Source organism: Ruegeria haliotis (assembly GCF_013377785.1).
Classification (GTDB): domain Bacteria; phylum Pseudomonadota; class Alphaproteobacteria; order Rhodobacterales; family Rhodobacteraceae; genus Ruegeria; species Ruegeria haliotis.
Genome location: NZ_JABXWT010000003.1, coordinates 249,441 through 262,831 on the forward strand (window position 1 = coordinate 249,441; position 13,391 = coordinate 262,831).

Annotated in this window: 14 protein-coding genes; 3 read left to right on the top strand and 11 right to left on the bottom strand. The window is 57.9% G+C overall.

What is annotated here, in order from left to right; all coding sequences use genetic code 11:
- Positions 1-87: 87 nt before the first annotated feature.
- The 7 genes from HW561_RS09750 to HW561_RS09780 all read right to left on the bottom strand — a co-directional run bounded on the left by HW561_RS09750 (position 88) and on the right by HW561_RS09780 (position 6,788).
- Positions 88-1,281 (bottom strand): diaminopropionate ammonia-lyase, encoded by a 1,194-nt coding sequence (locus tag HW561_RS09750; protein WP_176864144.1) that lies wholly within the window; start codon positions 1,279-1,281, stop codon positions 88-90.
- Entirely contained in the window at positions 1,278-2,429 is a 1,152-nt protein-coding gene (locus tag HW561_RS09755; protein WP_176864146.1) for an amidohydrolase, read from the bottom strand. The genes HW561_RS09750 and HW561_RS09755 overlap by 4 nt, the downstream gene beginning before the upstream one ends.
- A 152-nt stretch (positions 2,430-2,581) precedes the next feature.
- Positions 2,582-3,124, bottom strand: coding sequence for a DUF3833 family protein (locus HW561_RS09760; RefSeq protein ID WP_176864148.1), 543 nt, complete (start codon positions 3,122-3,124; stop codon positions 2,582-2,584).
- Positions 3,121-3,738 (bottom strand): DUF3833 domain-containing protein, encoded by a 618-nt coding sequence (locus HW561_RS09765; protein WP_176864150.1) that lies wholly within the window; start codon positions 3,736-3,738, stop codon positions 3,121-3,123. The genes HW561_RS09760 and HW561_RS09765 overlap by 4 nt, the downstream gene beginning before the upstream one ends.
- Positions 3,735-4,958: an MFS transporter gene (locus tag HW561_RS09770; RefSeq protein ID WP_176864152.1), complete on the bottom strand. Its 1,224-nt coding sequence runs from the start codon at positions 4,956-4,958 to the stop codon at positions 3,735-3,737. Before HW561_RS09770 ends, HW561_RS09765 begins: the two co-directional genes overlap by 4 nt.
- Positions 4,958-5,503, bottom strand: a complete 546-nt coding sequence (locus HW561_RS09775) for a hypothetical protein (protein ID WP_235962852.1) — start codon at positions 5,501-5,503, stop codon at positions 4,958-4,960. Before HW561_RS09775 ends, HW561_RS09770 begins: the two co-directional genes overlap by 1 nt.
- The gene (locus tag HW561_RS09780; RefSeq protein WP_176864154.1) at positions 5,457-6,788 is read right to left on the bottom strand and encodes an NAD(P)/FAD-dependent oxidoreductase; all 1,332 of its coding nucleotides are present in this window, start codon (positions 6,786-6,788) and stop codon (positions 5,457-5,459) included. Before HW561_RS09780 ends, HW561_RS09775 begins: the two co-directional genes overlap by 47 nt.
- A 192-nt stretch (positions 6,789-6,980) precedes the next feature.
- Here HW561_RS09780 and HW561_RS09785 point away from each other — a divergent pair, with 192 nt between their 5' ends.
- Positions 6,981-7,706, top strand: a complete 726-nt coding sequence (locus tag HW561_RS09785) for an SDR family NAD(P)-dependent oxidoreductase (protein ID WP_176864156.1) — start codon at positions 6,981-6,983, stop codon at positions 7,704-7,706.
- Between the two features lie 3 nt (positions 7,707-7,709).
- On the opposite strand, the gene HW561_RS09790 is transcribed toward HW561_RS09785, so the two are convergent.
- Both HW561_RS09790 and HW561_RS09795 read right to left on the bottom strand, forming a co-directional pair.
- Positions 7,710-9,362 (bottom strand): Y-family DNA polymerase, encoded by a 1,653-nt coding sequence (locus HW561_RS09790; protein ID WP_176864158.1) that lies wholly within the window; start codon positions 9,360-9,362, stop codon positions 7,710-7,712.
- 71 nt (positions 9,363-9,433) lie between these two features.
- Complete coding sequence (locus HW561_RS09795) at positions 9,434-9,724, bottom strand: I78 family peptidase inhibitor (protein ID WP_176864161.1); 291 nt, start codon at positions 9,722-9,724, stop codon at positions 9,434-9,436.
- A 129-nt stretch (positions 9,725-9,853) separates the two neighbouring features.
- Between HW561_RS09795 and HW561_RS09800 the strand changes: the two genes are divergently transcribed.
- Complete coding sequence (locus HW561_RS09800; RefSeq protein ID WP_176864163.1) at positions 9,854-10,966, top strand: S-(hydroxymethyl)glutathione dehydrogenase/class III alcohol dehydrogenase; 1,113 nt, start codon at positions 9,854-9,856, stop codon at positions 10,964-10,966.
- A gap of 136 nt (positions 10,967-11,102) precedes the next feature.
- Positions 11,103-11,828 (top strand): NYN domain-containing protein, encoded by a 726-nt coding sequence (locus HW561_RS09805; protein ID WP_176864165.1) that lies wholly within the window; start codon positions 11,103-11,105, stop codon positions 11,826-11,828.
- A 10-nt stretch (positions 11,829-11,838) separates the two neighbouring features.
- Here the strand turns inward: HW561_RS09805 and HW561_RS09810 are convergent, their stop codons facing one another.
- Together HW561_RS09810 and HW561_RS09815 are read right to left on the bottom strand one after the other, a co-directional pair.
- Positions 11,839-12,774, bottom strand: coding sequence for a DMT family transporter (locus HW561_RS09810; protein WP_176864166.1), 936 nt, complete (start codon positions 12,772-12,774; stop codon positions 11,839-11,841).
- Between the two features lie 154 nt (positions 12,775-12,928).
- Positions 12,929-13,342 (bottom strand): group III truncated hemoglobin, encoded by a 414-nt coding sequence (locus tag HW561_RS09815; RefSeq protein WP_176864168.1) that lies wholly within the window; start codon positions 13,340-13,342, stop codon positions 12,929-12,931.
- Positions 13,343-13,391 lie beyond the last annotated feature (49 nt).

A 13,391-nucleotide genomic window follows, 5' to 3' on the forward strand; every position in this document is an offset into this window, starting at 1 on the left:
CTTGCCCAAACACTTGGGCAAGCCGTTGAACTCTTAGGGTTGGCAGAGTGTCAGATCAAGTGACTGACATCTTTGGCGCGGCATGTGTCAGATGGCATCCGCGCCGTCCATGATCCGGGCAAAGATGTCCGGGTCAGTGACCCCTTCCGAGCCGATCAGCAACACACGCGACTGTGCATCCAGCCCCAGTTTGGCCGATAACGCCGCGTCCTGCCGCACGGCGATCAGCGCGGCAAGGCCCGCAATGGCGCTTTCACCGACTTCGACAGCGGTATCGCCTTGCAGCGGGCGCGCCATAAGACGCACGGTCGGGGCAACAACCGATTCAGGAATGGTCAGGAAATCCGCAGCTTCTTCAGCCAGAATTTCCCACGCCATGCCAGACGGTTCGCCACAAGACAGACCCGCCATCAGGGTTTCTTCGGCGATGGCAAAATTGGTTGGGGCGCCGGCGCGGCCGCTTTCGAACAGGCAGGCGGCCAGTTCGGGTTCAACGATCACAACGCGCGGGCTTTCAGCACCCCAGTATTGGCGCAGACCGGCGGCCACGCCCGCCGCCAGACCTCCGACGCCGCCTTGCAGGAAGACATGTGTGGGTGCTTGATCCAATGCGTCGCAGATTTCGCTGGTCATCACGCCATATCCGGACATCACGTCGCGCGGCGGTTCGCTATAGCCCTCCCACGAGGTGTCCGAAACCACGAACCAGCCGTTCTCTTCAGCCTCGGATTTGGCCAGAAGGACCGATTCATCATAGTCGCCGGTGATGCGGATCACGTTGGCGCCAAGATCGCGCATCGCCTGCGCGCGGCCTTCACTGACCTCGGCATGGATATAGATCCGGCAAGGCGCACCAAACCGCTGGCACCCCCAGGCGAGCGAACGGCCATGGTTGCCATCCGTGGCCGAAACCAGTGTGATCCCGGCGCATTCATCCTTGTATTTGTCCGTACGGATATCGACCAGTGAGACGTCGTGCCCCAGTTTCTCCGAAATCTGACGCTGGAGCACGCGCAGCGCGGCATACGATCCGCCGAGCGCCTTGAAGCTGCCCAGACCAAAGCGTGGGCCTTCGTCCTTGTAGAGGATTTCCCCGATCCCAATTTCAGCGGCCAGTGCTGCCAAGGACACCAGAGGCGTGGGCGCATAGCCGTCCCATTGGGTAATTTCCGCGCGAGCAGTGGCAAAATCCTGTTCAGAGAGAACGCGGTGGGCCGCATCGCCCGAACGCATGGTTGCGGCGACATGTCCGACACGGGCAGAGGGAAGAAGTTTTGTCATTGGGTATCCTGTTTGAGTGGAAGGCGGTCGCGCACGAGTTCGGCCCAAAAGTCGGAACCGATCGGCAACAGTGCATCGTTGAAATCATAGTCTGCCGAATGCAGCGGCTGGCCATGCGGGCCGCTGTGCCCATTGCCAAGCAGCAGGAAACATCCCGGCACGGTTGCGCTGAAATGCGCAAAATCCTCGGAAAAACTCATCGGCGGCCTGTCACCGATGGTCTCAAGCTTTAGCGCACGTCCGGCTCGGACTACAGCGTCGGTTGGGTCAGGTGCATTGATCGTTTCAATGAACTCGGTCTTGAAGCTCATCTCGACGGTGATGCCATGGGCGGCCGCGATTCCGGATGTGATCTGACGCATGAACCGTTCCAGCGCTTGCCGATCCTCGGGGAGGCGGGCCCGCACATCGCCTTTCAACGTGGCGTTTCCGGACAGCACATTGCGTTGACCATCGGTCAGAAACTCCGTCACCGAAACAACAGCCCCGGCTGAAGGTGCCAGCTTGCGCGAAACGATTGTCTGCAGCGCCAATACCATTTCGGCCCCGACGGTGATCGCATCCACCCCGACATGTGGCATCGAGGCGTGACCGCCCTGACCTTTGATCTCGATTTCAAACAGGCTTTCGCTGGCACAAATCTGACCAGTACGGGTCGAGATCTGACCTACGGGTGCCCCTGGCAGATTGTGGATCGCATAGACTTCTTCGATGGGAAACCGTTCCAGAACGCCTTCGTCGATCATCGCGCGCGCGCCCAGCCCGTGTTCCTCGTTGGGTTGAAAGATGAACACCACAATACCGTCGAAATCGGGGTTCTTCACCAGCTTTTCGGCAGCGCCCAGCAACATGGTGGTGTGTCCGTCATGACCGCAGGCATGCATAACGCCGGGGTTTTCCGAGGCATACCCGTGGCTGCTGATCTCATGAATTGGCAAAGCGTCCATATCCGCGCGCAGACCAATCGCCCTGTTGCCACCACCGGATTTGAGAACGCCGATCACGCCAGCGCCTTCGTGAACCTCCAGTCCAAGCTGTCTCAGGTAGTCGGCAACTGTCGCCTTGGTGCGTTCTTCCTGAAACCCCAGTTCCGGATCGCGATGGAAGGCACGGCGCAGCTCCACCAGTTTTTCGTACAGATCTCTCATGTTTCGTCCCTATGGCAGTATATAGAAACTACGGCCATCGGCAGACTTTGGGGATAAAAAATCACCGGCTTTGCGAGAAATAAACTCTCCAAGTGTCTAAGAGACGATGTATTTCGGAACTTTTTAGATTTGTGACAAGGCGGGTTCTATAGCTATATTTTCTCGAAGAACAAAATGACTTCGCCCAACCGAACCCCATATCGCGAAACATAGGCGCGGTTCAGAAGACGGTCGTCATCAAGCAGCCACATCCAGTCATCGAAATTCACCCGCATCGTCCCCTCTTTGATGGGCAGATCAATCTTGTAGGTCCAATTGAATGTATCGCCACGTTCGATTCCGCTGGCGGTTCCCAACACGCCTGGCGCGGTTCCGGTCCAGCCGTCCTCTCCGGTCTTGGTCAGCGTCCAGATGCGCTGCTCGGTGGCGCCGTCGTCATACAGGAAATCCTCTACCAGCGTCAGGGTTTCGCCATTCCACATCCCTTCGATATCGACTGTAAACCGACGCGGCACGTTCCCCAAAACATCCTGAAACTGGCCATAGGCCACGGTTTTACCCGCAAAGAACTCCTCGAGATTCAGTTGCCGGTCAGACAGAAAGGTTTTTGGAACTCTTGGTTTGCCAGAGCACGCGGCCAGAGTTGCCAGAGCGGTGATGGCGATAAAGGTTATCAGAGATTTGTACGACATCATTGCAGCAGCTGTCCTTCAGAAGCAGCGCCATATCCGTTGGCGCCGTTCACATGGATGGGCTTGGGGTCAGGCGCAGGTCGCATGGTTGCGACCAACTCGGCCACCTTGATGCCGAACTTTCGCATTTCAGACCGATTCATGATCGCACCGTTCTCGGTCAAATACATCCAGTCTGTCACATCCAGCGTGTGCCCACCGGCGTCTTTGGGCAGGATAATCCTGTAGGTCAATTTGACCGTTGATCCTGAAACCGTGCCTTTGCCTTCGCCCACGATATCATCGGCAGTGGCGGTAAAGGCGTTGCCCGTCCCCAGTGTCAGATACCATTTTCGGGTCATCTGTTTGCCGTTGGAATAGGTGAAATATTCCGACAGCGTGCCCGAATTCCCTTTCCACTCCCCCACCATATGCGCCACGAAACTGTTCGACACCTTGCCATTGGGGCCGTAGATCAGCCCTTCGGATAGGATTTTCCCGTTCAGATGGGTTTTGAGGGAAAACTCCGGGCCTGTTCCAGTATAATCCGAGGGCGATTGTGCCTGAAAACCCATAAGGCGGTTCTTCAGAAGGATGGCGACCAGCAGCGCCAGTAGAATGATTGCAATGGCGTTCATTTGTTGGTGACCTCTGTGGGCAATGTCAAAACCATCCCGAACGCGCCGAGTTTCAGGATGCAGGGCAGCACAGCGTAGGCAAGATTGAGTGTGTACAGTGCCTGGGCCGAATTGGTTTGACCTGGGGTGAAGCCGCTGCGTTCCAGCAGCGGCAGAGTGAAAAAGGCAGCCAGGGCCAGACCCAGCTTGCCTGCGAATGACCAGATGCCAAACGCGGTTGAGGCATTCAGGCCTGCGCGCGTCAGTACAACTGAGAACATGGCCGGCAGCACAACCATATCCGCCCCCAGTGCAGCACCAGAGGCGAGGCAGATGATTGCGAACCCAGCAAGGTTTCCAGCGGACAAAGTGGCGGCGCCGACAAAGCCCGCAATCGCAAGCGGCATGGCGATTATCAGAGTCTGTTTCGGGCCGATTCGATTGCTCAGGCGCGCCCAAAGCGGAATGCTTGCGCCTGCGCTGAAGAAGAACAGGATCAAAAGGGGGCCTGCTTTGCCCGGCAGTTGCAGGCGATCTTCGACAAAGAAGAGGAATAGCGTCGACGTGATCGCGACCGGCAAGCTGTTGACCAGCGCCAGTGCCAACAGTCGCAACGCTCCGGCTTGTCCCAGCCCGGCAAGGGACAATCCCTCTCCGGTAATCGGGGTGCGTCGCCAGATCGGGAAGGTCAGCACAAATGTCAGCACGGCCAGCAAGCCGAGAAACAGACCAAAGATGGGATAACCTTGCGCTTGCGCCCCAAACGCCACGAACACGGCAGGGGCGCTTGCGGCGATGATAACACCGGCCAATTGTCCACCTTCACGGTAGGCGGCCAGCGTCATCAGTTCCTTTGGATCAGGTCGTTTTGCCAGCGTCGCGCTACGACCATAAAGCAAAATTGTTCCGAGGCTGTAAGCCGAAAACAAAAGCACCAGAATAGCGATGAGCACCGCAAGACCGGCACCTTCCGACAAGGAAAACAGCAGTGGAAACCCGATGGCCAATCCAATTGCGGCCAGCGCAGCAAACAGGGTCTGTCCCCCGGGCCAACGATCTATGGCCCAGCCAATCAGCGGGTCCTGCACCAGATCCACCAGTCGGATCAGCAGTAACACGGTGCCGATGACCCCAAGGCTGATGCCCAGGTTCACAGCCGCAAAACGCGGCAAGTGAATATAAAGCGGGATACCCGCCGCCGCGAGCATCAGCGCATAGAGGCTGACACGGGGATACAGCATCACTGCCCTTTCAACTGCCGCGTAAAGCTTGCGGATCTGGTGTTGTTGCCAAGGAATATCGACATGAAAGAGCGTTTGATGCCGTTATTCGTCAAAGTGCAGGTTTGGGTTCCGTTACGCCAGAACCCGACTTTGTTTGGACCTTCAGAGATGGCAAGATAGCTGTCGCCTTTGCTGACGCCTTGGAAACATGTCGCAAGCTGTGCTTGAGTTGGGGCAAGATTCCCTTGTCGCGCCATTTCGTCCAGCGTCGACTTGACCAGTGCTTTTTGAGCCAGATTCTTGCGGTAGGTCAGTTGCAGGCCAAAGTCTTCCTTCCAACTGAACGGTGCGCCACCCGGGGTGTAGAGTTTTGCGTCGTACACAGGAAGGCCCAGAAACCGGAACGTTGAGCTTCCAAGCAATTTGGGGTCGCTCAACTGACCTGACAGTGGAGACGCTGCCAAACCGGCAGGGACCAGCAGGAACAGTGAAAGCAGTCCGCCGCGCCAGGTTTCGCTATTCAGCCGCAACAGGGATGGCCGGATCTTTTTCAAGAATGCCATTGTCATCTCCGATTGTTTGCGGGGTGCCCTTCAGGCGGTCAACAACATGCATTGCGCTGGCAATTCCGTCTTCATGAAATCCGTGCCGATTATAGGCACCGGCGAACCAGGTTCGGTTTTGCCCCTGCATTTCGTGGATCTGCCCTTGTGCACGCAGTGCCGCCTTGTCGAACACCGGATGGGCGAATTCGACCTGATCATAGATCTTGTCCGCTGGAACTTCCGAAGACGCGTTGAGTGTCACGAACAGAGGATTGCTGTCGGGAATGTTTTGCAGGCGGTTCATCCAATAGGTGACGCCAACATTTCCAGCCTCAGACCGATACGTCCAGCTCGACCAGCACGCGCGCCGTTTCGGCATCTGGCCCGGGTCGCAATGCAGAATGGCCGTATTGGGTTGATAGCGGATTGCCCCCAGGGCGGCAGCCTCTTCCAGAGTCGCGTCTTCGCCCAGAATCGCAAGGGATTGATCGGAATGTGTTGCCATGATGATTTCGTCAAATTGATCTGCCTGCCCGTTGCTGAAAACGGTCACTCCCAGTTCGTCACGCTGAATATGCTGAACCGGGGTCGCAAGGCGGATATCACATCCGCGTGCGCGCAGCGCGGCGTCGATCCGGCGGACATATTCGATACTGCCGCCTTTAACGGTCCACCACTGGTGTTGTTTGGCGCGGCCACTGGCCAGCAGGGCGTGGTTGCGGAAGAACTGCACCAGCGACCGGGCGGGAAACTGGTCGACAAACTCAACCGGGGTTGACCAGATCGCACCGCACATGGGCATCAGATAGTTGTGACGGAACCAATGACCAAGGCGCAGCTGATCGACCAGCTCTCCGATCGTTGTGTCGTCATCTTTTGCCGCATCGGGGGCTTCGCGGCCAAAGCGTAAGATGTCGGCAATCATCTTATAGTAGGCAGGACGCGCGAGGTTGCGTTTCTGCGCCGTCAGGGTCCGCAGGTTGTTCAGGCCGTATTCGATACGGCCATTGTCGATGGTCGCACCAAAGCTCATCTCGCTTTTGATCACCGGGACGTTCAGTTCGTCGAACAGTTTGGTCAGGTAGGGGTATGTGGCATAGTTGAACACGATAAAGCCGGTATCGACCGGTTGATCCCCATTCTTCCCCGCCATGACGGTTCGGGCATGGCCGCCCAAGCGTGGCTCGGCTTCGAACAAAGTGACGTCGTGATCCTCAGACAGGTAGTAAGCCGCGGATAGACCTGAAATGCCTGCGCCTACAATTGCGATTTTCTTGCGTACGCCCCGGGTTTCGTCGAACATTCCAGCCTCGTTATATGACATTTTACAATAAGATACGCAGGGTAGCCGGGGGTGGATCAATCATGTCAGAGGTTTTTCGCAAGTGCACTATGTTGTGATTCCGGATGACATTGCCGGTTCCTTTCGGAACCATATGATCCAACGCTGCCTTAAGGTCGTAAAAACATCACACAAGATTGAAACGGCCCACGCATGAACAGCTTTGACGGAAAAACCTATTGGATCATCGGCGCCAGCGAAGGGCTGGGCCGCGCGCTGGCGCAAGCGCTCAGCCGTCAGGGCGCGCATCTGGTCTTGTCAGCGCGTAACGCCGACCGTCTGGCCGAGATTTGCGATGCCTTGCCGAATGCACGGGCGGTGCCTCTGGATGTCACCGACCTGACTGCCGTGCGCCGTGCGGTGGCCGAGGTCAGAAAGTTGGATGGGCTTGTCTACAATGCCGGGGCCTATGACCCGATGTCTGCATCGGATTGGGATACCGAGGCCGCGCTGGCCATGAGCGATGTGAATTACACCGGAGCGTTGCGGGTTCTGGGGGAAACAGTACCCGGTTTTGTGCAGGCCGGTCGGGGGGATATCACCCTGATCGGCTCGCTTGCCGGTTACCACGGCTTGCCCGCAGCTATTGGCTATGCGGCCAGTAAGGCGGCGCTGATCTCATTGGCTGAAACGATGCGGCATGATCTGGCTGGGACAGGCGTGACGATACGCATCGTCAACCCGGGATTCATCAAGACCCGTCTGACTGAAAAGAACAGCTTCAAGATGCCGATGCTGATGACGCCTGAGGACGCGGCAGGACGGGTGTTGAAGGCAATGTCGCGCCGCCGGTTCCGCACCGATTTTCCGGCGCCGTTTTCCTGGGTGATACGCCTGATCGATTATTTGCCGGATGTTCTGATTTATCGCGGAAAATAGAGTCTAACCAAACTGTCCCTGACAGAACCAGCCCGCTGACATGGTGCCGCCATGACCGTAAAACAGCCATAACCGTTCGCCCTGTTCCGTCACGGCCACCCAGTAATCGCGCACGCCGCTGCGCCAGTTGGGATCGTCCAGCCACCATTCCGGGGCGATCCGTTCCGGCCCGGTGGCCTGCGACAACTTCCAATCGCGCCCACGCCAGCGGAACGCGGTCGGCACATCCGGAGTTTCCGGGGCCATCACCGGCTCGGGCTGCCACATCTGCAGCGGTCGGGGACGTGGTGGCGCAGACCAGTCGCGCGCGGGCTCGGACCAGGCGGCAGCCAGTGTCTGCGCCGTTTTCTCGGGAATATGCGAGGCGGCAGGGTGGCGCCTTGTGATCGCCTCAAGCCCGACCCGTGCGCCCAGTTTGCCGATCAGATCTTCCACCGCCGTGTTCCCCTCGACCCGGTTGCGCACCGCATTGCGTGCCTCGGCATGGCCGGTGCGGGTTCGGGCGTGGACGGGCTCGGTCTGGATCGCCTCCAGTCGCAGCATATCGATGCCATAGCCCGCATCGATCTTGTCAATTTTCATCTCTAACAAAGGGTAAATGCGATGTTTATCGAAGGTCGGGCGGGCGAGACCTACTTCGACAATCTCAGCCGCCTGATCGGCACGGTGCGCCTCGAGCCGCAGGGTGCGCACGCCGCGACCTTTCTCTTCCAGCTTGGTACAGAGCGTGGGCAGCATCCGGTCGATTGCGGCCATCACATCCTCGACCAGCCCGATCGGGTTGGGCAGGGTCATCCGCACCGCAAAGTGATGCGGCGGGCGGGCGGGTGAGACCGGCTCGGGCGCGCTGCCCATCGCCTGATCCAGCCGTAGAACCAGCCCCCGCCCGAACCGCCGGGCGAGAGAGGCGCGGGGTTGACCCAACAGATCGCCAATCCGGCGCAGGCCCAAACGGTTTAGCTGCGCCACGATCTGATCCTCAAGCCGCAGTGCCGCGATAGGCAGCGGGCTGAGCACGCCGTAAGCCTGTCCCGGCGCTGCAATTCGCGCACCACCGCCCAAGGCCATGACCTGCGGTGCAGCCCCGCCCTTGGTCCAGTGCCGTCGCTTGCTGGCGCGGGCGCGGGTGGCACGGGCCTCTTGGCTGATGGCGTCGCCGTTACGATCTGATGTGACCTCTTGCCCGGCATAACGCGCCAAGGCCCAAGCTGCCCCCAGTGTATCGGCGATGCCCATCTGCACGCTCAGGCCCATATCGGCGCAGTCGGTTTCAATGACACTCAGCAATGTGTTTTCGCCGCCGAACAGATGGGCGCAACCCGACAGATCGATAACCAGACCGTCCGGGGTTTCTTCGGCCACCCAAGGGCTGAACTTGCCCGCCCAACGCCGCAGCGCGGTCAGAAATGCCGCCTCGGCCGGGGCGTTACGGGGTCGGGTGATAAGGGTCGCGCACATGGCATGGGCATCACGCACCGGCTGACCGACGCGCAGCCCAGCGGCCTGAGCTTCCGCATTCAGCGAGGTGATGACCTGCATGTTCGACTGTTCCGCAACCACCGCCAAAGGACCATCATGCAGGCCCCGCGCAGCGCGCACCAGCCGTTCAGCCCCCAGGCGGGGAAACCATAGTGAGAGTATTCGGCGTTTGGGCATTGGGCAGATATCATTTTGTTCTCATTTTGTTCTTAAATGAGAATCGCCCCTTGAGTCGAGCCCGCCTGTGCCTAGCCGCAGGTCAGGCGCTGAATGATACCGGCACCATTCACATAAACATTCAGCCGATCGATGCGATAATCTTGCGTGGCAATGCCGTCGGGGCCCAAAACGCGCGACCGTTCGGGCAGATTGGCCTGAATTGTCGAAACTGGCTGGCCAACCGAGTCCGCAAAAGCTTCACCCTTGCAAAAAGCCAGATCTACAGGTGCGTTTTCCGTCGTGGTAAATTCACGCTCCTCGGGGACAGTCGTTTCAGCGCAAGCCGCCAGAAGGATCAGGATCGGGATAAAACGGTGCATTGGCGTTCCTTTTTCTGGCAATGTCGTTTCTGCAATATCAAACAATTAGCCAATCTGCCACGAAAGCGCAGTTGAAAACACCCTGTATTTGACGCAGGGTCGGGCAAATTTGACTGGGAGAAGAGTACTATGCGTACCCGTGCCGCTGTCGCCATTCAGGCGGGCAAACCTTTGGAAGTGATGGATGTGAACCTCGAAGGCCCCAGAGCGGGCGAGGTTCTGGTTGAGATCAAGGCCACCGGCCTGTGCCACACCGATGAATTCACCCGTTCCGGTGCCGACCCCGAAGGCCTGTTCCCGGCCATTCTGGGTCATGAAGGCGCGGGCGTGGTAGTCGAGGTCGGCCCCGGTGTCACCAGCCTGAAGCCCGGCGATCACGTGATCCCGCTTTACACGCCCGAATGTCGCGAATGCGAATACTGCCTGAATCCGAAAACCAACCTGTGCCAGTCGATCCGCGAAACCCAAGGTAAAGGTTTGATGCCTGACGGCACTTCGCGGTTTTCGACGCTGGATGGCGACCCGATCCTGCATTACATGGGCTGCTCGACCTTCGCCAATCACACGGTTCTGCCCGAGATCGCGTTGGCCAAGGTGCGCCCGGACGCGCCTTTTGACAAGATTTGCTATATCGGCTGTGGCGTGACCACCGGCATCGGTGCGGTGATCAACACTGCCAAGGTCGAAATCGGCAGCCGCGCCATCGTGTTTGGCCTGGGCGGTATCGGCCTGAACGTCATTCAGGGCCTGCGTCTGGCCGGGGCCGATCAGATCGTCGGCGTTGACCTGAACCCGTCCAAGGTGGAAATGGCCACCCGGTTCGGCATGACCGATTTCGTCAACCCGTCCGAGGTTGAGGGTGATCTGGTACCCTATCTGGTCAACCTGACCAAAGGCGGCGCAGATTACACCTTTGACGCCACCGGCAATGTCGGCGTCATGCGCACAGCGCTGGAATCGGCGCATAAAGGCTGGGGTGAGTCGATCATCATCGGCGTGGCACCTGCGGGGGCCGAAATCTCTACCCGTCCGTTCCAGTTGGTCACCGGTCGTTCGTGGCGCGGAACCGCCTTTGGCGGCGCTCGTGGCCGCACCGACGTGCCCAAAATCGTCGACTGGTACATGGAGGAGAAGATCGAGATCGACCCGATGATCACCCACACCATGGGACTGGACGACATCAACCACGGCTTTGACCTGATGCATAAGGGTGAGAGCATTCGGTCGGTGGTATTGTACTGATGCATAAGGGTGAGAGCATTCGGTCGGTGGTATTGTACTGATTGAATTGAAATAAATGTATGGGGCGGGCTTTCGCCTGCCTCATTCCGTTCATACATTCCTCATTACGAATTAAATTTTGAGTTGAGGAATTCAGGTGACAACAGGAAATACGGATCGTCTTGCGGTTCTGATTGATGCGGACAACGTGCCCGCAAAACATGCCGCCGAGATATTTGAAGAAATCGCGACATTGGGCGAGGCTGGTTTAAGGCGGATCTACGGGGATTTTTCCAATGGGTCGCCCCAAGGATGGGACGCCAAATCTTTGGCCGAATATGCCATCGTTCCCCATCAGCAATTCGCCAACACAACCGGAAAGAACTCAAGCGATATCGCGTTGGTTATTGATGCCATGGATATCTTGCATACCGGCCGCTTCAGCGGTTTTGTATTGGTCTCTTCTGACAGCGATTTTACACGCCTCGCCAGCCGTGTTCGAGAGCAGGGGCTGGACGTTTTTGGTATTGGAGAACGCAAGGCTCCCAAAGCGTTCGTGGCAGCGTGTAACAGATTTATTTATATCGAGAATATCGAGAAGATGGCCGAAGTGGATCAAAGTTCGGAAAAGTCGAATGGTCAGCCAGGAAAACAGAGCTTAAATCACGCGTATCAGCTTATTCGCAATGTGGTGCTGACAACAAACAATCCTGACGGATGGGCGACACTGCCGTTTGTAGAAAGGCAATTGGGAAAGATCTATCCAGATTTTGATTCTCGGAGTTACGGATTCAAGTCGACAAGAGATTTGGTTCGTGAAGTTGGTCGCTTCGACGAAGCGGATGCAAATGGATATTTCAAGATCAGATGCAGGGACTCTTGACGTCAGGGTTTTAGGCTCCTGGCCGCGTCGCACCTGTATCCGACCGTGGTGACCGCACCCGCAGAACAGGTTTGTTGGCCGATGCGTTAGTGCGGGTTTCGCGCCAGACCACGAAAACACCTGATGCGATGATGATGCTTGTTCCGACGGCAACCCAGGCATCAGGCCGTTCACCAAAGAAAACTGCACCAAAAAGAGTGGCCCAGATGATCTGACTGTACTGGCTGGGGGCAACCACCCCGGCAGGCGCGGCGCGATAGGCCACGATGATCAGGTGCTGAGCAATGACCGACAGCACGCCGACCAAAGCCATCATCACCAGATGTAACAGCGATGGCGGTTGATACACGGCAGGCTGTGCCAGGCTCATGACAACGATAGCCAGCAGCATCGGATAAAGGATCAGGACGGCGGATCGTTCCTCATTCCCGATCTTGCGCACCAGAACGGAGGCGAAGGCGCTGCAGAAAGCGGCTGTCAGGGCGGCCAGATGGCCGGCGGTGATCTCTGTTGTTCCCGGACGCAAGACGATCAACACACCAATCAATCCAACGCCAACTGCCGCCCAGCGCTGGGCGCGAACCACTTCGCCAAGGATCGGGATCGACAGGACTGTGACGATCAGCGGAAAGGAAAAGAGCAGCGAATAAACCTCGGCCAGAGGCAGGACCGAAAAGGCGTAAAAGGCGCAAGACATGGCCGTGACCATCAAAGCCGACCGCAACATCACCAGCCAAGGGTGATGTGGCCGGAAATTACCGGGTGTCCGATCGGCCAGGATCGTGACGGCCATGGGCACAAAGGAGAAAAGCGTGGCAAAAAAGATGATCTGCATCACGGAATAAGTGCCGCCCAACACCTTGATCAGCGCGTCGTGGCTGGCAAAGACCGCAAAACCAAGAAACGCGTAACCAAGTCCCCTGAGGGTGTTGTTTTGAGTGCTCATTGATCTGGCCTCGGGCAATGGGTCGGTGTGGCGGCGGTCTGCCATAGCAGCGCGGATGTTGCTCCGGCTGACTTTTCCTGTGATTAAACCGATTTTGCCAAGGTCGATAGCCCCTATTTTACCGCTAACATGCCAAAGCTGCCATGATCTGAGGTCATCGCAAGATCGGAGGCGCATCCTTGGACTGGCGCGCGGATTGCACGCCTGCCTTCATCCCCACGCCGATGCGACGCGCCAGTGCGATCCATGGAATGGCGGTTTCCGGCGGCAGCGTCTGGGTGGCAACCTCTTCGAACAGATCCAACCAGTGGGCGAAAAATTCGGGTTTCACGTCCTGTCGTTCGATATGAACCCGCTGCGGATTGCCGTCATAGCTGCGCTCGAACAGAATGGCGTTGCGCCAGAAGGCGGCGATCTTTTCCTCATGCGCGGGCCAGTCGTCGACATGGTTCGCAAAAACCGGTCCCAGTACCGAGTCCTGCCGGACGCGGGCATAAAAGACGCGGACTTGCGCGTTGATCTGGTCGGGCGTCGCGGGAAAGCGTGGGGGAAGGACTGGTCTGGACATGATGGTCTCGGATTTCGACTCTGTTCAAAGCCAATATCTCGTTGTGTGG